This window comes from Paenilisteria newyorkensis, assembly GCF_000766145.1.
GTDB lineage: Bacteria > Bacillota > Bacilli > Lactobacillales > Listeriaceae > Listeria_A > Listeria_A newyorkensis.
In genome coordinates this window covers 147,719-168,173 of the sequence record NZ_JNFB01000012.1, presented here as the reverse complement: position 1 = coordinate 168,173, position 20,455 = coordinate 147,719, and the positions used below count along the sequence as shown (strand labels likewise).

Here is a 20,455-nt window from a genome sequence, read left to right as displayed (position 1 = left end):
CTCACTTTTTCTTGCTTGCATCTTTTTTATACTTCTCAATTAACTTGCAGCCACTTACATCCTTAATGTTAGGCAGGATACCTAGTTTTTCATACTTCCAAATTTTAACCCGTTCAATATAATCATAGCCGTCTTTCTCCAAGTCATCATAGCTGTATTGAATATTGAACTTGCCCTCAGAATCCAGACTTAAATTTAAGCTTTTCCATGGTTCTTGTTTCTGATTGATAAATTCATTCCATAAATCTCTTAATAATCCATTTAAATTGCTTAGTCCATTTTGAACCTCATCCATATCAATATGCTCCATGTCTTCAATATCCAAACTGTAGATGGGATCTTTACCTTCAACTGGATAATAGTAAAAGAAAGTTGCTCCTCTGTATTGATCCATTTCAGAGTAAAGCAAGAGCCGGCTCCAGTCCTCTGGAATAACATTATTCACTTGATTAGCTATTTCTTGATACAATACTTCCATACTTGGTTCCTTTCAGACTTATCTACTATGCCACCATTGGACAATTCTAGAAAAGCTATATAATCCCATGGCAGATTGATATCGTATCGTTTTTCCATAGCTTTTATATCCCTGCCTGTGCCTTACTAAATTCTTTTATCACTACAAGTACCCACTATTCATCATTATCTCCATACAATTTATTCAAAAATGTTTGTAAATCCTCAGCAAGTAAAAACATATTATCCATTTCCGAATCCGATTCCATATCGTGGCGCCAAAAATATACTTTTTCTTTATACTTGCTCTTCTCTGTTCCTATGCAGATTTCATTTCCAGCAGGATCGTCAGCAATAGAAATGAAGCCATCTGGTATTTCACCATCCAATATTTCAAATGTCTCACCTAAATCCCCAGATTCTTCTCCAATACCATAAAATTTATTGACTAAGCTAACGCCTTCATCGTCTGATATTATAAAATTAGATTTTTCAGGGTATCCACCATTAAATTCAAGCAAGAAAGCCTTATATTCTTGTGGTAGGTGTAAACCATGCTTAGATTCAAATGCTTCAATATCCTTACTAGTTATTTTTTTATTTTCACTGTTCATCTTAAACATTATTTCACGCTCCTATTTATTTTTCCATTTACAGCAGATTGTCCACCAATATGCCTAAAATCTTTATGAATTTTCGCTTCAACAAGCTCCATTGTCATCCCATCCTCATGATGGTGCCAAGTATATCCTATCGGTGGCTTACTCAGTTCAGGAACAGGTGGTTGCGAATTCTTATCTAATTTTGCTTCAAGGTTTGCAGCCCTGAAATCGGCTTGAGGGTTCTTAGGCGACGCCACCTTTATCGTAACAGGCTCAACATTGGGGTGTCTGTAGTCTTTAAAGTCTGGATAACCATTCGGATACCTAACCGTCTGACCGTTCTTGTTGGTATAACTCCATGTGCCTTTACTATCAATAGCAATACTGCCACCTTTTTTAATCCATTTCTCTGGTACTGGGGAGTTCATTGGCTTCGTCGCCATGATTTTCTTACTAATATTTTTCATTTCTAAATCTTTGGTTGCTTTGATTTTCAAGTCACTTTGTATCTTGCTTAGGCTACTTTTTGGAACTTTAATACCTCTGCCTTTCATTGCAACAGCGCCGAGAAGCACTGCTGATATGATAGAAAAGCTTTGTGCTTTGGTGATTGGTTCGCCTGTGAGTAAATTGTAGCCTTCCATTGCAGCTAGCATGTATTCTGTTTCAAAATCAATATCTGCGTCTTCAGCTTTGCGCTTAATTGTACCATCTTTTAAGCCATCATTGTAGGCAATTGTTGCTCTTGCAGATTCTTGATCTGTCACGCCATTCTTGCTTAAAATCCAGTAACCACCCTCTAATGTCTTTGTGTAATCATCGAAGTTATATGTTTTCTTTGGCTTCTTCTCTGGTACTAGATGATTCAACCAGCCTAATTGCATTTTACTGGAATCATAGGTATGTGTCGTCCCATTGAACGCTTTTCCAGCTAGGATTTCATTCACGCCCGTCTTCACCTGATACATCCGCGATAAAACATCGTGCATCACATTCGTATGACTATGCTCAAAATCCAGATAGCGTTCTAAAATCTTGATTTCTTCTTTGATTTGCATCATGGATGTTTCCAGCCCCAGCTTCATGCCTATCTGTTGTCCGAGGTTCAAGTTCCCCGTCATCGAATCCATCGCGTGCGTGAAGTCATCCAATAAATTCTCCGACCGCCTGATTTCGGCATACAGCGCATCCAATTTATCCGAATCCAATCGGGAGTCAAACGCATCATCTACCTGCGATTCAAAATCCTGCACATACTTCTTCAAAATCCGATCCGCTTCACTCAAGCACTCGATGGTCGTATCTACGATGGGATAATGCACCGTTTCATAATAGCTTTTTGCACTATCCACAAACTCGCCTTGGATCTCACCATCCGCCACTAATTTCGCGACGGCTTTTCGATAATCCCGCAACGCATCCCGTAATCGTTTACTTTCTCGTAAAAACTGTTCCACAAAATAACGTACTTCCCCAATCTCAATTCGAGGCATGCGTCCCAGCCTCCTTCGATGCAAATTTGGCTCGTTGATGCGCACGACGCGATTCCTGTATCGCATCATCCACGGCATACATCTGCTTTTTCCGCTTCCGCCATTCTTCTGTCATGGTCTCTTCCACTAGTCCTAATCGCTGTCTTGACCGGTTCCCCTGCCACGCATCCTGAAATGTATGTAACACATTTTCTTGCGCCCGTTTCGCTTTTGAAAATAGTTGCTCCAACTCTTCAAACTGCCGCTCTTTCTTGATTTGTTCTTTCCAAGCGTCTTCTTCCCGTTGTCTTGGTTGCATTGCTATGTATCCCCCTGACCTATTTTTTACTTCCCACCCATTCGATTCCTTTGTGCAGCATGTCGCCCAGCGCTTTTTCCGAGGCAACAAATGCTTTCTCCACATTCTTCAAATTCGCTGTATCTTTTTGAAACGCAGCGGGAGTTGATGCTGTCATTTGTGCAAACTCCATCGCGCCTTCTACCAGTTGTCGTGCGCTACCAGTAGAATACGATACACTCGGTTTGGGCTGTAATTTCAACGTATTTGTTGTCGCTTGGATCGCACTCGCATGTGCCGCTATTCGACCGCTTGGTAATTGTATCTTTTTCGCCATGCTCATCCATCCCTTTCCATTGTTATTTCTTTATTAACTATACCGTATTTTCTAATTATACTCTAAGTACGCATATCTATTTTTATAAGTCAGTATGCTCCTCTAATTTTTGCAACACACTAATAGACAAGATCACATATATTTTTTGTCAAATGAATACTCGCTTATTTCCTCAACTACTTCCTCTACTTTCATACCAATACCATTATAAAACTCATCAGGCTTATACGTTTTTGCATAGCCCAAACGATTATACATCTCTTCTAGAGTGCCCCATATTTCTCTTGTACACCCAATAAATCCTGAATTAGATTTAGGAATTACAAATAACTGTTGTTCAACCACTTTATAATGTTCATATTTCTTCCCAGCTAATTTATTCTGTTTTATGGCTTTTGCTAACTCATCCTCAGTAATAAAAAGCATATCGTTAATAGTCGTTCTAATCATGTGATATGTGAAGAAAAAATCCTTATCCAGCTTGTTAATATCAATTTCATCTAGAATAGATATAGCCTTCTTTATAGAATTCATAGTCAGAGTTATATTTTCAATTGAGGCGTTTGTGGTTGCTTTATGTTGCAAAAACTTATAGTGTAGTACTAAATAAGATATTGTCTTCAACAATATAGCTCTAGCATTCTTTGTGCTAGCCATTCTTTGCCAGTAGTCAGAAAAGAACCCTGCTAAAAAAGCGATGAGTAAGGCTATTAAAGAAATAAGAATTTTATAGAGTTCCATAATTAATGAACCCCATTTCGTATTATACTTCGAGCAGCTTTCTCCGCCATAACAAGTTCATCGTATACCTCTTTTTTATATGTATCGTTTAATTTCATCCTCATTAAGTCCATTACATTAATTTTATGACCTGTGAAATCATTTTTTAAAGAACAAATTGTCTCCGCAGCTAAAAAAAGCAATGTAAACATAGTCCTTGCCTCAACTCGTTCTGAATCTTCATTTTTTTCTGCTGAATTGTATTTATAATTATACTGCTGAAATAATGAAGCAATCTTTACAGTTTCTTCGGACCCATACATTACAATCTTCTTTAGCATATCATTCATAGCCTCCACCGTCGTACTTTTGCTGAATTCCTCCGTATTCATTAATAAATTAGACCAATGATCAAAAGTTTCTTCAATCTTAACCCCACTAATTTGTCTAAAAAAATTATCAATTTGAAGTTTTTTTGCATTCTCAGATTTATATTTTTCTAGCTTCCTGTTAAAAATAAATCCTACGATTGATATTAGCAATATGTCGGTAAGTACTCTTTGAACCAATGGATTACTAAAAAAATCATTAAGCATAATTATCACCCTTTTTTTGTTTAATTATACATGTTTTTACTGAGTTACTCAATATAATCTTTCACTACTTTTTTCAGGACAAAGAAGCACCATAAACCGTTTACTATCAACGATTTATGGTGCTTCTTCATTTCCTAAAAACGGAGAAACGGGGATTCGAACCCCGGCGCGGCCTGAACCGCCTAACAGATTTCGAGTCTGTCCCCTTCAGCCGGACTTGGGTATTTCCCCAACATGCAGATGCTTGTCTGAATACGTGCTAAACGCAGTACCCTGAACAATCACAAGTTCCATTCTAATGCATTTTTTCGTAAAAATCCAGTGTTTTCTCTCCGTTTTTTAAAACGCGTCGTAAAAATCGCTTCGCACGTGTGGCACTGCTTTTTCCCAAGTCGCAATCGTTACTTCGCTCGCCGTTGCTTTTCCGTAATACACGAGGTCTCGCGGTCGTACAAAGCCCATCAGCATCTGCCCTAGCGCTTGGATGGAAATCGCCAAAACTGGTTCGCTAGTCTGCTCTAATCGCTTCACAAAACTGCCTCGAACTTCAAAAATCCCGTCATTCCACGGCGCTGTTTCATCCTCGACTTGCAGATACAACGTGTTTTCCGTCCGCTCAAACCGATATTTACCTAAAAATGCTTCGACATCCACGATTCGCATCATGAAGTCCAAAATCTCGCGTTTCTGGAAATCCGGTGATGGAAAGGCAAGCGCGATATCACGCAAGCTTCCTACATTTTTCGCGACAACTCGGTCCACCATCATGCCATGCGTCCCAACAAACCGCCACAAACCTCTTTCAGCCTCGTAATCCAGTGCGACCATCTCGTGCACTTTGAACACTTCCGAATCCAGCGTAAACAACATATACCCCATCGTCACGCCGTTCATATCGCAATACACCGCGATTTCCTTCGTGTATCCGCGCCGCGCCAGTCGCAACCACCACGCATCGTCACGCATCATCATGCCACTTTTTTTCGTCAATGCAAACCGGTTATACAGCTCGCGAACGACCGAAATCCCTGTACCATCTTCACTCGAAAACCGCATCACGCGCCCCGGCACCGTTCCCATATCCGGCAACGCATTGCTCAGAATTTCCACCTCAATTTTTTCAGTGAAAACCTCATAGCCGAATTTCCGATAAAACGGTATCGAGAACGGGCTCAAATAAGAGACCAGTTGCCCAGCTTCCTTCATTCTAACGAGCGATTCCTCCATCAAACGGCGAATCAAGCCAGCATTCCGATACTCCGGATAACTCGCCACATACGCAATGCCACCCATCGAAAAACTTTCGCCTAAAATCGAAACGTTGAGCGGATATGTCAAAACCTGTGCTAGTAAATGCTCGCCATAAAACAACCCCAGACGCCGCGCATTTTCAGCCCAATAATTAAAATCTGCTTCTCCACCAGATGCAGGAACTCGGAACGCATAATCGCGTAATTCCTTCACTTTTCCAATCTCTGAATCCTTAATTTCCCTCAATTCCATGCCGACACCCCCATTCTCCTTTATTTTAGCACAAAATGCGTCTAATTGTTCACGAAAACGTTTTCACTTACTTTTTACAACAAACTAATTTTTTGTAAGCATATTACTTGAAGTGTAGCGTACAATATTATACACTGTAAAAGTAAACAAAACATATTGGAGGAATTTATAAAATGGCTAATGTATTATTTATCAAAGCAAACGGTTTACCAGCGGAGCGTTCCGTGAGTGTGAAATTATACGAAGAATTCTTAAAAAACTATACAGCAAGCAATGCAGGCGACACAATCACGGAACTTGATTTGTTCCAAGTCGACCTTCCTTATTACGATGCAACGATGATGAGCGGTCTTCACAAAGAGTCCATCGGCGAAACATTAACAGAAGACGAAGCGCGCCTAGCAAAAGTTGCAAACAGCTACCTAGATCAATTTTTAGCAGCAGACAAAGTTGTGATGGCCTTCCCATTGTGGAACTTCAGCATCCCAGCACAATTCCTAACGTACCTATTCTACTTAAACCAAGCTGGAAAAACTTTCAAATACACAGCACAAGGTCCAGTTGGTCTAGTAACGGACAAAGAAGTCGTATTACTAAACGCACGCGGCGGCGTATACTCAGACGGCCCAATGGCAAACTGGGAAATGTCTCTTAACTACGTGAAAAATATCTTAACTCACTTCGGTATCACGAATCCACAAACCGTTGTCGTAGAAGGTCACAACGCAGCACCAGACCAAGCGCAAGATTTAATTGCAGCTGGTGTTAAAGAAGCTGGCGAATTAGCAACTAAATTTTAATGTAAATAAGTCTCGCTACTCCTCAAAAAGGTAGTGAGACTTATTTTTTTATGATATATCTTTCAGTGCCTCAGACTCCACACGTTTCATGAAATCCGCTACAACTTTATCATTATTCTTTGATCCGCCAAGCTTCATCAATGTTTTCCCTAAAAAATTAACGCCTTGATTCGAGCCATAATAAATAAATCGCGTCGTATTCTCATCGATTTTTTCAAGCGTAATAGACGTCTCGATTTTGAAAGCCTTCGCCAACACAAATCCACTTGTATTATGCTTGCGTTCCGGCGTATCCTCATGCTCCAAATCCTCGACAATATACGTCTCTACCCGCTTCCCTTCCTGATATTTCTGCCGATATGTCGAGCCCACAATACCTTCCTTCATCTCAATCACTTCATTTTCCACCACCTGAGGCATCACTCGCTGCATATTTTCAAGCGCAAACAAATTCCAAATCACCTCAATATTTGCCTTAATCTCCATTTCCTCATGCCACGTCACCATCCGTCATTCCTCCATTTCCAAAAACCCATCAATCTCACTAATAATCGCCTCCGTATCCGCAATCCGCTGACGCAAAGCCACCTTCTTCTCCTTCAAAATTTCCTCTAACTCATCCAGCGACCGATCATGCACCACCGTCAACATTTCCTGAATCGAAAAATCGAATCGGCGCAAATAAACGAGCAACCTCGCCAGCAAAAATGAGTTGTTATCATAGTAACTATATTTATTTCGAGGTTCCACAAATACAGGTAACAGTAACCCTATCTGCGCATAATATCGCAAAGTTTCCTTTGTAAGCCCAGTCATCTCCGCAAACTCCCCAATTCGATACATGTTTTTCCCCTCCTCATCCCCAAGTATAAACCATGTAGCGCACCACCGTGTCAATAAGGAGCTTTCGTGAAAAAAATTTCATACTATTTCCACATTACCCACCACACCTAACGTAAAATAGGTTATACTAGAAGGGAGCCTAATATTATTGTAAGGATGGTGAGACATAATGTCGCGAGAATATACAGAAGACGATCTTGTATACGGCGAATCTTGGGGACTTGTACATCGTGGTTTCTTAGCGGACAGCGAGATCGAACGAATGAAAGCGCTACGAGATAAAGTGATGGGCAAGCATGGAAAAGCCGGAACAACCTTGAAACCAATTGGCAGAGTTATCATTGATGGCGAATGGTACGACGCTAGGCTAAAAGACGGCTATTTAGACATAGGAACTCCTATCGTTGTTGTCGGCATTGATATTGGCTATGTTTTAGTAAACGAAGACCTAAAAAGAGAGGAAGATAATTCATGATTGGACCAATTATTATCGCAGTTTTAGTACTTGTAGTTTTGATTATATTTTTCACACTCGTACCAGTAGGCCTATGGATCAGCGCTATTTCCGCACAAGTTCGCGTAGGACTGGGAACACTTGTCGGCATGCGTCTGCGCCGTGTAACTCCTTCTCGCGTTGTCAAACCACTAATTAAAGCCGTAAAAGCTGGACTTGACCTAGAAGTAAACCAACTGGAAAGCCATTACTTAGCTGGTGGTGACGTCGATAAAACCGTCGATGCTTTGATTGCCGCGCACCGTGCCAATATTCAACTTGATTTTAGCCGTGCCGCAGCGATTGACCTTGCAGGACGCGACGTTTTAGAAGCCGTTCAAACTTCCGTTACACCAAAAGTTATCCGCACACCTGAATTTACCGGTGTTGCTCAAAATGGTGTCGAAGTAAAAGTTATCACACAAATTACCGTGCAATCCAATATCGACCGTATCGTCGGTGGTGCCGGTGAAGATACCGTTATCGCGCGTGTTGGTGAAGCCGTAGTCTCCACAGTCGGTGAAACTCGCGAGCATACCGATGTTCTCGAAAATCCAAACAGTATCTCGAAAAAAGTACAAGAACAAGGTCTGGGCGATGGCACAGCCTACACGATTCTATCGATTGATATTGCTGAAATGCGTATTGGCGACAACATCAAGGCTAAACTAGACATCGAAAAAGCCAACGCAGACATGGAAGTTGCCCAAGCCGCAGCCTCAAAACGTAAAGCAGAAGCTATCGCGTTAGAACAAGAAAACCGCGCTGTCGTTGTTGCCGCTGAAGCCGAAGTTCCAAGAGCCCTTGCAAAAGCGCTTGAAAAAGGAAATTTAGGTGCGATGGATATTTATCGGATGGATAATGTTCAGGCGGATACGACAATGAGAGAAGCTATAGCGAAAGAGGATAAATAAGTTTGGCGGACATCGTCGTTGTAGTTGATTAATGATTAACCGCTCACTTTGTTCTCGCTTACATTGGGACTGTAACTCATTTTATTCGTACAGTCCCAACAATGCGTGAGGCTATTGCGAAAGAAGATAAATAAATTTGGTGAGACATTGTCGTTCGTTAGTGGATAGGATACTCTCTTAGTTCCTATCCACGTAGTTCAGAAAGAAGGTGTAACGAAAATGGATAGTATTTTTGCTAATATTGGCGATTGGTTTGGAACTGCTGTTGTTATCATCGGGATTCTGTTTGGCCTCATCAGCTATTTCAAAAAAGCCGAGACCGAGAAGGAGGAAGAGGAGAAATCGAACCTTCCAAAAGTCCCGAAACAACGCCCGTCATCCCATTCCAAATCTAAAAAAACACCTGCTAAAAAATCGCAACCATCGGGGTATAAAGATACTGTCATTAAAGATGCCATCACGAATGCCGACACAAACGTGACGCAGTTGCATCATCACCATACCGTTACAAAAAAGCGGGTTCGTGGTAAGATGCAGGAAGCGATTATCATGAAAGAAATTCTAGATAAACCGGTTTCATTGAGACAGGAAAAATAAGAGCGGGCCAGTAAAGCGTTGCCAATCGCCGCGCGCACTTACTGGTCTTTTTTAATCACATCCACTAAGTTTAGTATAAATTATTCTAGGGAATTGGTAGTCTATCACTACGCTTACTTTTCAGGGGGATTTAGCATGAAATTTCGATTGCAATTAGTTCTAACTTTATACGGTGTTATACTAGGCACGCTTGTAGCAGTTATCGCCTTCTTATTCCTCCGATTAACAAACTTCCTCATCTACCTAGTCTGGGATGCAGGGGCTTCATTATTCGGTAATCCCGTATTTTGGCCAATCTTGATATGTACATTAGGCGGCATATTTGTCGGTTTATCCCGAAAACACATCGGCCCATACCCACGTGAAATGGATGAAGTCATGGGCGAATTCCACGCAAATGGCCGCGTTTCCTACCAAGGGAAAATATGGAGAAATCTAGTAGCTGCGCTTATTGTGCTAATGTTTGGCGCAAGTCTCGGCCCCGAAGCCGCTTTAGTCAGCATCTGCGCAGGGCTTGTCACCTGGGTCGGCGATAAACTTCACTTTACCTACCAACAACGCGATGCTCTCATAGAATTTGGAATCGGCGCCTTACTTTCCATCATCTTTTCCTCGCCCTTATTTGGTGTTGCTTCCACACAAGAAAGAGAATCAGCTCCTCCAGTAAATAAGAAATTACATATTCAAAAAATAGTCATTTACTTCTTCTCCGTATCTGCTGGCTTCCTGGTTTTCTACTATTTACTACAACTTAACGATGGCCCGAGCCCTTTCGCAAATTTAGGTTCTGCTACCGTATCTTGGCCAGAATTGCTATTACTAATTCCGCTCTTACTTGCCGGCAAATATTTCGGTAAAATATATGGACTCTTCGAAATGGTCATTGCTTTTGCAACTCGTAAAATACAAGCCAAACCAGTCATTCTTGCCGTAAGTGGCGGTCTAATATTAGGTATTCTTGCAACCTTGCTACCCTACATGCTCTACTCTGGTGAACATGGAGTCGGAGAAATCTCTAACGAATACGATACTATGTCTATCTATCTCTTACTTACTATAGGTTTTGCAAAATTATTTGTCACTAAAATATGCCTAGGTACTGGTTGGCGTGGTGGCCACATCTTTCCAATCATCTTTGCAAGCATTGCAGTGGGATTTGCATTAACAAAAATACTCCCAGTCGATCCAATATTCATAGTAGCCATTTTTGCAACAGCATCTTGTTCTGTGATTCTGAAGAAACCGCTAGCTGCTGCTTTTTTATTAGCATTGTTCTTCCCAATCCAATTATGGCCATTCATCATTGTCGCAGCCTATCTTGCAGTATATAAACCTAAAAGCAAAAATCGAGTATCGGCTGTCTGAAAAAACAGCGATACTCGATTTTTTATAAATGTGAAAATTTGTTATTTTTGACTTTCAAAATCATGGTGTCCAAAATGATCTACATCACGCATAGCGCCGAAATCTGGATATCTGCCTCGGGCAAAACGTGGGTCGCAGTGGTGACCGCGATGACCATGACCGCCGGGATGTGGTCTACCTCCGCCAAAACCTGGGAAGCCACCTCTACCTTGCATCCGTGGGTCCTCGAAAGGCTCATCTCCACTCATATCGCCCAACTCTTTCTCAAGTTCATCTGTGATTCGGTGCATGTAATCGTGTAAATTAGCTTTTTCTTCATCACTTAACACGTCGAAAATCTTGTTGTAATCGGTTTGGTTATCTTTGCTTTGCTCTGCTGCCTCAGCGCCCGCTTCGGTCAACTTCACATTCATCACACGGCGGTCTGCTTCTGACGGTTCACGCGTGATATACTCGCTTTTCTCCAGTTTCGCCAACAACTCACCCAATGACTGGTTGCGCATATCGAGCAAATACGCCAATTCTTTCTGCGTGATCTCTGGTTTCATTTTTAAAATGGATAGCACGCGGCCTTGACCTCGATATGGGTTGCCAAACGGTCCTGCACTGCGTAAATTGTGGATTTGGTAATGGTGCAACATCCGGTTAAATTGAATAAACTGTTTCATTAAATTGTTTTCTGTTTCGCTCATTTGTAATTCCTCCGTTTGTTTATTTTTAGTCATGAGACATAATTAAAAGGTACCTTTGTTTTATATTATAAAGGCACCTTTCTATTTTGTCAAGCTGATTTAATTGGTTACTTTAATGAGCACTGTATCCTTTTTGGAACCGTCTAATGTTCGCGCCGTGATTGTAGCTGTACCAACTGTTTTACCGGTTATTTTACCTTTTGCATCTACGGTTGCGATTTTTGCATTCGAGGTGGTCCATGCGATTCCTTTATTCGATGCATTGGCTGGTGCGATGGTGGCTCGCATTTGGAAAGCGGTATTCTTCTTGAGATAGACGCCGCTACGGTTGAGTGAGATGGCTGTCACTGGATAAGCTGGGCCAATCCTGACAGACATCGCGGTTCCCGGTTTTGAATTGACTTTGAATGAAAAATTCGGATAGGCGCCGTTGCTGAGACGGTTCGATGGATTTGTGCGATTCGTCAAATAGACTTGTTGCGCTTTTCCTCGAGAGCCCGTGCCAACATAATAGAAGGCGTCGGACATCGCGGTGCTGCCACTATTTAATTGCGAATAACCTGCAATGCCTTGATTCGCTTCTTTCAGCGTGACGAGTTGCTTGCCGACCGTTTGATTGCCGCCATAATTCGTATTCACGTGATAGATAGCGATGCCGCCTTTATATACTTTCCCAATCAGCGCACGATCAAAGCCGATAAACTGCCGATTTTCGATCAAAAAGTACTCTCTCGGGGAACTCGTGTTGATTCGCAAAATGGTGGTGCCTGTGTAAACTGTCTGAGTGGATGATGTGGTCGTGCTCACAACGCGCGGCGTCACAGCGCCAATTTTCACTTTGGAATAGGCGTCTAGAAGGACGGGCGTCTGACCAGGATAACTATCGCCGGACTGTTTTCCCCAAGCTCCTTTTGCCATCAAACTGTAAGTTCCGAGCCCGCTGCCTGAGCCGTTTGTATTATAGAGATCCAGCAAGCCGAGATCATGGCCGAGTTCATGCGCGATGACGCCAATAGTTGCCATGTGCGTGCCGTGCATCTCGCCAAACTGCGTGTACGTGAAGAACGTCTTACCGTCCAATTTCGGTGTGATATTCGCGTTCATGCCCCACATGTGCCCCCAAACGGAGATTGCCGTATTCGTGTACGCCCGTTCTTGCCCGGCCACAATCGTCATGATGTGTAGCTCACTCGCGTCGATGCGCCCGTTTCTATTCGTATCATATTGCGCAAAATTAACAAAGCCGTTCGCTGCAATCAACGCGTCCCGCACAATATATTGGTTACGCGTATCAATCGCCGTGCCAGTTCGAGGATGATTACGATTCAATTTGACCCGCACTACGCCATTGTTCGCAGTTCCTGACGTTTCGCTGGCGGGAACGAGATTAATTTTTGCATTCGTCGCTTGTGTATAATAAAGTCGCACTGATTTACTCGTCGTACTAAAAACCTTCTGATTCCAGCTTGCCTCGCTCTGCTTGATTGCCACGTCCTTGAAACTCACCAGGATCACTAGCAAGCGATTTGTCGTTGGCATTGCGCTCACTTTAGGAATCGCCGTCGTTGGTGTTTGCGCTGGTAGAGATGATGCGCTCGGATATTTACTTACCGTAACGGGTGTCGTTTTTTGATTTGCTGCTTGTAAGGATTCTGCGGAACTTGCTTGTGCTATCGTTGCGGTACCTATCGATAGAACCATCATGACTATCAGCGCCATCCATTTTAGAATAGGCCGCATGATTTGTTCCTCCTTTAATTTCGGCAAAATTCACCGCTTCTTGATTGGTAATTAATACCCGTAATTAAAAAAGGTTAAACGATGCGCACTGGTGCACAAAGAAAAAAGCCCTCCGAATTTGGAAGACTTGACTTACTTAATATCTACTCAATTCCGTCCGCGGCGACTGAATAATCACCGGTTTTTTCTTCGGATCGAGCCATTTCAGAATTTTGACGACGTTGGCTTGGCTTGTTCCAGTGCAGCCCATCGTGTAGCTACTAGATACGTGGAAAAAGATTGCCGAACCCCAGCCTGGTTTTCTAAGTGGATTATAGTTAATCACGAACGCATAATTATATGCTGGCTGATATAATTTTTCTGCGGATTTCCAGCGATTATTGACCGGCAGTACTTGCCACGAATTGTAGAGTTTCGACTTGCCGTCATCCACCCAGACATCGCGCGTCGTCGTTTTGCGATAAGGCATCTTCGTCCCCGGATTAGCGTAGCGACCGAACGCCGTGCCTAGCGTGAACTTCCCGCGCGGACTTTGAACGACCGTTTCTCGCATCGTCGTCGCAAAACCGTCCCGGCCGATAAAACCGTACATCAACGCCTTGCGCTGCCACACGCCCTTACTATCCCGCTCAAACGTCTGAATCGTTGCCTTGTTGGACTTGTAGCCCGGCGTCGTCACCAAAATCAGCTGCTTATTCGCCCCAACCGTTTTGAAACGCTGCGCATCATTCGTCGCCGCATCCGCCTTGCCCCCAACTGCAAAAATAACCCCAAACGCTAGAAAAACAACCATCAAGCTCCAAAATACTTTTTTCACAACAAAATCCCCCCTACTTATCTTTATAAGGTTCCACTTTTTCGGATGTTTAAACATGGCACAAATAATTCTGTGGTATAATGAATGTGAAAGAACACTAGGAGGTGCTTACAATGGGTTTAAATCAACTATTTTCTGAGAAGCTAGCCGCACATGGAGCAACAGCCTCGCACAAATGGAACACTAAAAAAGTCGAGAATGAGCGCAATTTCTCCCAAACCGACTTTGACCGAGCAAAAAAAGAACACGCCCAACTACCTTTAAAATCTAAAGATAAAGCATTACATTAAAAACGAGAGCGAACATCCGCTGAAACTGGATGCTCACTCTCGTTTTTTTTATTTCGAATGAAGCGCTACCAAAACCAGCTCCACTTCCTCCTCCACCGTCATGTCCCCAGTCACTCGCAGCACAGGGCACGCTAGCCTTTCAAACCAGACTTCATGCAGTTTTTTACTCCGCACATCCACATCCCCGTCCTCATATCTAGATGCCCACGCAACGAATTCAAGATGCTCCTGATAGCGACTTCCACCCGGCAAAATCGCCTCACCATACCGCGCCCGTTCCCGAGTCAACAAGCGCTCCAATCGCACCTCCCGCGGAATTTCTAGAAATACGACCACATCAAAAAACGGTTCCAACGACGTTCCCCAATTAGACAACGCCCCCGACAATACCCAATCCTCACGCCCCACAAAATCTCGCTCCATCATCTCCAACCGCGTCTCAATCGCCCTTTTAACAGAGAACTTCTCCTCCCAATAATAATCATCCGTATCAAAAAAAGGCAACCCCAGCCTATCAGCCAGCGCCTTACCAAGCGTTGAAGTCCCAGCCCCCGACGCCCCCATCACATGAATTCTAGTCATACTTAATCCCTCCTCATAAAAGAAACTTCCCCACCATTTTATCACAAAAAAAGCGCTACCAGCCAAAGCCAATAGCACTTCTTTCAGCGTGCCGAGAAACTAAGCATTTCTCGGCACGCTGAAGTTTGGTGAAATATCATGTAAAGTGGTTTTTCCTGATTCTAAAGTTCTTGTTCTCTAATATCTTCACGCCAAACGTTGAAGGCAAAGCTACACCTCAGGCGGACAACAAATGCTTAGATGCTAGGCAAAGACGAGTACCGAAGTGGAGCGTACGACCTGTACGTGAGCATCGGAACGGAATCTTTAACGACGCAGCTGAACGTTTGTCGTCCGCCTGAGAGACCTAGACGGCTTGGTCATTAGCAAACTGACTATTATAAAGATCTGCATAGAAGCCGTTTTCAGCAAGCAATTCCTTATGCGTTCCTTGTTCAATCACATTCCCGTGATTCATGACCAAAATCAAGTCCGCATCACGAATCGTCGACAATCTATGTGCAATCACAAAGCTCGTCCGGCCTTCCATCAAGTTACCCATCGCCAGTTGAATATTCAGCTCGGTCCGTGTATCCACACTTGACGTCGCCTCATCCAAAATCAGAATGCTCGGATCAGAAAGAATCGCGCGCGCAATCGTCAATAATTGTTTTTGCCCTTGCGAAATGTTCGAGCCTTCTTCATTCAGAACCGTGTCATAACCATCCGGCAAACGTCTGATAAACTCATCCGCATACGCCGCTTCTGCCGCCGCGATAACCTCTTCTGTCGTCACGTTATCTCGGCCGTACGCAATATTTTCTGCAATTGTACCATTAAATAACCACGTATCCTGAAGCACCATTCCGAATTTTGAGCGCACATCGTTTTTCGTCATATCACGCGTATCGACACCGCCAAGACGAATACCGCCGCCTTCCACATCGTAAAAACGCATCAGCAAGTTGATAATCGTCGTTTTACCCGCACCAGTCGGACCAACAATCGCCACCATCTGACCTTCTTTTACATCAATATTCAAATCGTGCATCAGCGGTTTATCTGGCGTATAGCCAAATTTCACGTGATCGAAAACAATCCGATCCGACTCTCCCGCACGACGTTCTACCTTTTCAGGAATAATATCCTCTTCTTCTTTTTCATCCAATACTTCAAAAATTCGTTCTGCCGATGCCATCGTGGATTGAATGACATTCGAGATGTTCGCCACGCTTGAAATCGGTTGGGAGAACAGTTGTACATATTGCGTAAACGCTTGGATATTACCAACTGTTAGCGTGCCATTCGTTACGAAAATCCCACCACCAACACAGACCGCCACGTAACCAAGATTACCGACAAATTGCATTAATGGCATCATGATACCCGAGATAAATTGCGCTTTTTTCGCAGCGACGTAGTAATCTTTATTCACCACATCGAATTTGCCAAGCGTCTTCTTCTCTTGACCAAATGCCTTCACCACCGTGTGCCCGCCAAATGTTTCTTCCACGTGATCGTTTAGCACACCGAGATTTTTCTGTTGCGCGCTGAAATACTTTTGCGAACGGCTAGCAACAATGGCGACAAGCAACACGCTAAGTGGGACAGTCGCGACAACAATCAGCGTCATCTGCCAACTAATCGTCAACATCATAATCAGAACGCCGACAATTTGTACAATCGCCGTAATCGCCTGTGTCAATGCCTGTTGCAACGTATTCGCGATGTTATCCATGTCATTCACAGAACGACTCAAAATATCACCATTCGAACGCGTATCAAAATAGCGAAGCGGTAGACGACCCAGTTTGGCCTTCAATTCTTTACGCATATCATACACCGTGCGTTGCGCCACACTCGACATCACATATTGTTGCAGGAAGCTAAAGAGCGAGCTACCTAAGTAAAGCATCAATACGATAAATAGTATATCAAAAATCTTATCGTAATTAATTCCAGCCGGCGTCATCACACCAGCGAATATTTCCGTCGTCGCCTTCCCGAGTTCTTTCGGGCTAATAACGTTGAAAATGGTCGACAATATCGCGAGTAAGAGCACTACAATGAGTGAGATAGCGCGCGGTTTCATATATCCTAATAGGCGAAACAAGGACTTTTTAAATTCCTTAGGCTTGGCTGCTGGCATCACGGTTCTGCCGCCATGTCCACCTGATCCTGGTCCTGGACTCATGCTATCTCCTCCTCTGACAATTGTGATCTCATAATTTCTTGGTAAATCGTGTTCGATTCTTTCAATTCTTCATGCGTCCCAATTCCGGCAACTTTACCTTCGTTGACCACAATGATTTGATCTGAATCAACAACCGACGTAATCCGTTGCGCCACAATAATGGTAATCGATTCCCGCGTTTCCGGTTTTAAAGCCGCACGCAACAACGAGTCCGTTTTAAAATCAAGCGCTGAAAAACTATCATCAAAAATATAAATCTGTGGTTTCCGAATCAACGCACGCGCAATCGCCAAACGTTGCTTTTGACCACCCGAGAAGTTGTTTCCGCCTTGTTCAACACGACTATGTAAGCCGTCCTCCAATTTTGAAACAAAATCTTCCGCTTGAGCCGTTCGTAATCCCGCCCAAATTTCTTCCTCGGTCGCCGTTTCGTTACCGTAGCGCATGTTTTCCTCGATATCACCAGTAAACAACATCGCTTTTTGAGGAACTAAACCGACCTTCATCCGCAAATCTTCCTGCGTCATTTCTTTGACATCGAGGCCATTCACGCGAACAGACCCTTCCGCCACATCGTAAAAACGCGGAATCATGTTGATAATCGTAGACTTCCCAGCCCCCGTACTACCAATAATCGCGATCGTCTCGCCAGCTTTGGCTTTAAAAGAAATACCTTCAATGACCGGTTTTTCAGCACCAGAATAACGGAACGACACGTTGTCAAATTCCAAAGAAACTGGAGCCATCACGTTTTTCGCATCTTTAGGATCATGAATTTCGGTATCCATTTCCAATACTTCATTGATACGTTCTGCCGAAGCCGCCGCACGTGGAATCATAATAAATACCGCAGAAACCATCATGAACGCAATCATAATTTGTGTCGCATACTGAATAAACGCCATCAAATCCCCGACTTGCATACTGCCGTCACCGACAAATTTGGCACCGATCCAAATAATCGCGATCGTTGTCAAGTTCATAATCAGCATCATCATCGGGCTCATCAAGGAAAGCAGTCTATTCACACCAACCGCCGTTTTTGCATAGTCCTCATTCGAAGCATCGAATTTCTTCAACTCATCATCGCCACGGTTAAACGCGCGAATCACTCGAATCCCCGTCAAACCTTCGCGAATCACTTGGTTCAGTTTATCCATTTTCTTTTGTAGTGATTTAAACATCGGCATCGCTTTTCCACCGATAAGTACGACCAATACGAGTAAAATCGGTAAAACGACCACAAAAATAAGTGACAGTTTGGCGTCTTTCCCAACTGCCATAATCACGCCACCAATCAACATAATCGGTGCCATTACCATCATTCGTAACATCATGTACAATACGTTTTGAATTTGTACCACGTCATTCGTTGAGCGCGTAATCAAAGACGCCGTCCCAACTTTGTCAAACTCCTGCAATGAAAAATTCTCGACCCGTCCAAAAATGTTATCCCGCAAATCGCGTCCAAATCCCATCGAAATTTTGGATGCATAGTACACGATAACAACGGAAAGTCCGCCTGAAAGCGCAGAAATGCCTAACATCTGCAATCCTACTTTCCATATGTGGCTCGTGTCACCCTTCGCAACACCATTGTCAATAATATCTGCCATCAATGTCGGCAAATACAACTGGCCAAGCACTTGCAGAAATGTTAGTACTAAAACTAGTACGATGCCCCATTTATAGGCGCCCATTCGCTTCATTAATCTCATCATAACGTTGCTTATACCTCCTCGTTCTCAGCTTTTTTGTTGAGATACTCCGTTAGTTTATCCAGTAGTGAAATTAATCTCTCCATTTCTTCTTTACCCAAAAACAAGGTCATATCCTCAAAATTCTTGTGAAAAGTTGAAATAATTTCTTCTACTACCTTCTTGCCTTTTTCCGTGAGCTGAATATATGCCGCTCGTTTGTCCACTGGATCCTGGCTTCGAATGATTAGCTTCTTCTCCTCTAACGCATTGATTTGCTGCGTCACACTCGGTTTTGATACCCTGAGAATCGCGGTTGCATCCGATACTTTCATGCCTTGTTCATGATCTGCGTGTCGTAAACCTTGGTGTAACATAAACAAGAATCGTGTTTCGGACCGTTTCAAACCAGCAACCTTAAAATTTTGCAGTTCAGCCCGCTTGAAATTCATAAAAGCTTTCACAACGGATTGGCCTAAATCTTCCTCCGAATTCTGCACTCTCTTGCATCCCCTTTTTATTTAGTTTACTTAACTAAGTATATTACTCTTATGTAGAAAGTCAAGCATAAACCATCACGAAAAAACTCCCAGCAATGAAGCTAGGAGCCACTCTTCGTTCGATATATTAATACGCCGTCCAACCAGCATCAGCCGTCACAACTGTACCATTGACGAAGCTAGAATCATCCGATGCTAAGAATAACGCGACTTTTGCGATTTCGGAAGCTTGCCCAACACGTGGATTCGTTCCCATACCAATTGTTGCGCGCGCTTGGCCAAACGCATCCGGCGCATAAAGCGTAGTCCCGATATTCGTCTCCACCGCACCAGGTGCAATCGCGTTACAACGAATATTCTTGGTTGCGTATTGGAAGCCAACATTTTTCGTAAAGCCAACAACTGCATGTTTCGAAGCCGTGTAAGCCGCGCCTGCACGTGAGCCGAATAAACCGCCCGCCGATGCAATATTCACAATCACACCACTTTCTTTCGGTTCAAAAATCGACAACGCTTTTCTCGTAGCGCGCATCACACCTGTTGTATTAATCGCAAATACACGATCCCAAAGGTCATCCGTTATTTCTCCAGCCGGAACAAAATTATCCATGATTCCCGCATTATTTACAAGTATATCAAGCGTGCCGTAAGCCTCGACCGCTTTATCAATCATCGCTTGCACGTCGTCTTCCTTCATTACATTAGCAACAACCGCCAAAGCTTCCCCATTGCTAGCTTTGATCTCCGTCACCGTTTTCTCCGCTGCCTCTAATTGAATATCCGCAACGACTACTTTCGCGCCCTCTTTTGCATACAGCAACGCAATTTCGCGACCCATTCCTGATGCCGCACCAGTGACGACGGCTACTTTTCCAGTTAATTTACCCATGATTATTCCTCCTCGAATTTAAATTGCGCCAGAGTTTCAAAAACAACTCCATGCATTCAGTATAGCCCTGTTCAGCACC

General features: G+C 43.3%; 25 protein-coding genes and 1 tRNA gene. 6 read left to right on the top strand and 20 right to left on the bottom strand.

The window, feature by feature from the left end; translation table 11 throughout:
* Nucleotide 1 precedes the first annotated feature (1 nt).
* The 10 genes from EP58_RS05365 to EP58_RS05325 all read right to left on the bottom strand — a co-directional run bounded on the left by EP58_RS05365 (nucleotide 2) and on the right by EP58_RS05325 (nucleotide 5,984).
* A complete protein-coding gene (locus EP58_RS05365; RefSeq protein WP_036090995.1) occupies nucleotides 2-478 on the bottom strand; it encodes an immunity protein YezG family protein in 477 nt (158 codons plus the stop codon).
* The gene (locus EP58_RS17870; protein ID WP_077917838.1) at nucleotides 454-576 is read right to left on the bottom strand and encodes an SMI1/KNR4 family protein; all 123 of its coding nucleotides are present in this window, start codon (nucleotides 574-576) and stop codon (nucleotides 454-456) included. Before EP58_RS17870 ends, EP58_RS05365 begins: the two co-directional genes overlap by 25 nt.
* Nucleotides 577-632: 56 nt before the next feature.
* Entirely contained in the window at nucleotides 633-1,079 is a 447-nt protein-coding gene (locus tag EP58_RS05360; RefSeq protein ID WP_036090991.1) for an SMI1/KNR4 family protein, read from the bottom strand.
* Nucleotides 1,079-2,551 (bottom strand): T7SS effector LXG polymorphic toxin, encoded by a 1,473-nt coding sequence (locus EP58_RS17490; RefSeq protein ID WP_052171353.1) that lies wholly within the window; start codon nucleotides 2,549-2,551, stop codon nucleotides 1,079-1,081. Before EP58_RS17490 ends, EP58_RS05360 begins: the two co-directional genes overlap by 1 nt.
* Entirely contained in the window at nucleotides 2,538-2,849 is a 312-nt protein-coding gene (locus EP58_RS17335) for a hypothetical protein (RefSeq protein WP_036090988.1), read from the bottom strand. Before EP58_RS17335 ends, EP58_RS17490 begins: the two co-directional genes overlap by 14 nt.
* A gap of 19 nt (nucleotides 2,850-2,868) precedes the next feature.
* Nucleotides 2,869-3,165: a hypothetical protein gene (locus tag EP58_RS05345; RefSeq protein ID WP_036090985.1), complete on the bottom strand. Its 297-nt coding sequence runs from the start codon at nucleotides 3,163-3,165 to the stop codon at nucleotides 2,869-2,871.
* A 132-nt stretch (nucleotides 3,166-3,297) separates the two neighbouring features.
* Nucleotides 3,298-3,906, bottom strand: coding sequence for a hypothetical protein (locus EP58_RS05340; RefSeq protein WP_036090984.1), 609 nt, complete (start codon nucleotides 3,904-3,906; stop codon nucleotides 3,298-3,300).
* Between the two features lie 2 nt (nucleotides 3,907-3,908).
* Nucleotides 3,909-4,481, bottom strand: a complete 573-nt coding sequence (locus EP58_RS05335; RefSeq protein ID WP_036090981.1) for a hypothetical protein — start codon at nucleotides 4,479-4,481, stop codon at nucleotides 3,909-3,911.
* 141 nt (nucleotides 4,482-4,622) lie between these two features.
* Nucleotides 4,623-4,712, bottom strand: a tRNA-Ser gene (locus tag EP58_RS05330).
* Nucleotides 4,713-4,820: 108 nt separating this feature from the next.
* Nucleotides 4,821-5,984 carry a GNAT family N-acetyltransferase gene (locus EP58_RS05325; protein ID WP_036090979.1) on the bottom strand — a complete coding sequence of 388 codons (1,164 nt, stop codon included), beginning with the start codon at nucleotides 5,982-5,984 and terminating at the stop codon, nucleotides 4,821-4,823.
* A gap of 173 nt (nucleotides 5,985-6,157) precedes the next feature.
* On the opposite strand from EP58_RS05325, the gene EP58_RS05320 reads away from it, so the two are divergent.
* On the top strand, nucleotides 6,158-6,784 hold the full coding sequence (locus tag EP58_RS05320) for an FMN-dependent NADH-azoreductase (RefSeq protein ID WP_036090977.1): 627 nt from the start codon (nucleotides 6,158-6,160) through the stop codon (nucleotides 6,782-6,784).
* Between the two features lie 48 nt (nucleotides 6,785-6,832).
* Here the strand turns inward: EP58_RS05320 and EP58_RS05315 are convergent, their stop codons facing one another.
* Nucleotides 6,833-7,291: a hypothetical protein gene (locus EP58_RS05315; protein WP_036090974.1), complete on the bottom strand. Its 459-nt coding sequence runs from the start codon at nucleotides 7,289-7,291 to the stop codon at nucleotides 6,833-6,835.
* 3 nt (nucleotides 7,292-7,294) lie between these two features.
* Nucleotides 7,295-7,627: a MerR family transcriptional regulator gene (locus EP58_RS05310; protein ID WP_036090971.1), complete on the bottom strand. Its 333-nt coding sequence runs from the start codon at nucleotides 7,625-7,627 to the stop codon at nucleotides 7,295-7,297.
* Between the two features lie 169 nt (nucleotides 7,628-7,796).
* On the opposite strand from EP58_RS05310, the gene EP58_RS05305 reads away from it, so the two are divergent.
* The 4 genes from EP58_RS05305 (at nucleotide 7,797) to EP58_RS05290 (ending at nucleotide 10,996) form a co-directional block, all read left to right on the top strand.
* Entirely contained in the window at nucleotides 7,797-8,102 is a 306-nt protein-coding gene (locus EP58_RS05305; protein ID WP_036090969.1) for an NfeD family protein, read from the top strand.
* On the top strand, nucleotides 8,099-9,034 hold the full coding sequence (gene floA, locus EP58_RS05300; RefSeq protein WP_036059155.1) for a flotillin-like protein FloA: 936 nt from the start codon (nucleotides 8,099-8,101) through the stop codon (nucleotides 9,032-9,034). Before EP58_RS05305 ends, floA begins: the two co-directional genes overlap by 4 nt.
* A 219-nt stretch (nucleotides 9,035-9,253) precedes the next feature.
* A complete protein-coding gene (locus EP58_RS05295) occupies nucleotides 9,254-9,631 on the top strand; it encodes a hypothetical protein (protein ID WP_036090966.1) in 378 nt (125 codons plus the stop codon).
* A 135-nt stretch (nucleotides 9,632-9,766) separates the two neighbouring features.
* Nucleotides 9,767-10,996: a chloride channel protein gene (locus EP58_RS05290; RefSeq protein ID WP_036090963.1), complete on the top strand. Its 1,230-nt coding sequence runs from the start codon at nucleotides 9,767-9,769 to the stop codon at nucleotides 10,994-10,996.
* Between the two features lie 41 nt (nucleotides 10,997-11,037).
* On the opposite strand, the gene EP58_RS05285 is transcribed toward EP58_RS05290, so the two are convergent.
* From EP58_RS05285 to EP58_RS05270, 3 genes are all read right to left on the bottom strand, one after another.
* Entirely contained in the window at nucleotides 11,038-11,688 is a 651-nt protein-coding gene (locus tag EP58_RS05285; protein WP_077917836.1) for a MarR family winged helix-turn-helix transcriptional regulator, read from the bottom strand.
* A 99-nt stretch (nucleotides 11,689-11,787) separates the two neighbouring features.
* Nucleotides 11,788-13,428: a M6 family metalloprotease domain-containing protein gene (locus EP58_RS16915; protein ID WP_052171352.1), complete on the bottom strand. Its 1,641-nt coding sequence runs from the start codon at nucleotides 13,426-13,428 to the stop codon at nucleotides 11,788-11,790.
* 136 nt (nucleotides 13,429-13,564) lie between these two features.
* Nucleotides 13,565-14,245 (bottom strand): L,D-transpeptidase family protein, encoded by a 681-nt coding sequence (locus EP58_RS05270; protein WP_052171351.1) that lies wholly within the window; start codon nucleotides 14,243-14,245, stop codon nucleotides 13,565-13,567.
* Nucleotides 14,246-14,358: 113 nt separating this feature from the next.
* Between EP58_RS05270 and EP58_RS17485 the strand changes: the two genes are divergently transcribed.
* Nucleotides 14,359-14,535, top strand: a complete 177-nt coding sequence (locus tag EP58_RS17485; protein WP_156110606.1) for a hypothetical protein — start codon at nucleotides 14,359-14,361, stop codon at nucleotides 14,533-14,535.
* Nucleotides 14,536-14,583: 48 nt separating this feature from the next.
* On the opposite strand, the gene EP58_RS05265 is transcribed toward EP58_RS17485, so the two are convergent.
* From EP58_RS05265 to EP58_RS05245, 5 genes are all read right to left on the bottom strand, one after another.
* Nucleotides 14,584-15,117 carry a shikimate kinase gene (locus EP58_RS05265; RefSeq protein WP_036090961.1) on the bottom strand — a complete coding sequence of 178 codons (534 nt, stop codon included), beginning with the start codon at nucleotides 15,115-15,117 and terminating at the stop codon, nucleotides 14,584-14,586.
* Nucleotides 15,118-15,463: 346 nt separating this feature from the next.
* Entirely contained in the window at nucleotides 15,464-17,290 is a 1,827-nt protein-coding gene (locus EP58_RS05260; RefSeq protein WP_036090958.1) for an ABC transporter ATP-binding protein, read from the bottom strand.
* Nucleotides 17,287-19,011, bottom strand: coding sequence for an ABC transporter ATP-binding protein (locus EP58_RS05255; RefSeq protein ID WP_036090955.1), 1,725 nt, complete (start codon nucleotides 19,009-19,011; stop codon nucleotides 17,287-17,289). Before EP58_RS05255 ends, EP58_RS05260 begins: the two co-directional genes overlap by 4 nt.
* Before the next feature lie 8 nt (nucleotides 19,012-19,019).
* Complete coding sequence (locus tag EP58_RS05250) at nucleotides 19,020-19,487, bottom strand: MarR family winged helix-turn-helix transcriptional regulator (protein WP_036090952.1); 468 nt, start codon at nucleotides 19,485-19,487, stop codon at nucleotides 19,020-19,022.
* Nucleotides 19,488-19,614: 127 nt separating this feature from the next.
* Nucleotides 19,615-20,376 carry an SDR family oxidoreductase gene (locus EP58_RS05245; RefSeq protein ID WP_036090949.1) on the bottom strand — a complete coding sequence of 254 codons (762 nt, stop codon included), beginning with the start codon at nucleotides 20,374-20,376 and terminating at the stop codon, nucleotides 19,615-19,617.
* Nucleotides 20,377-20,455: the final 79 nt, after the last annotated feature.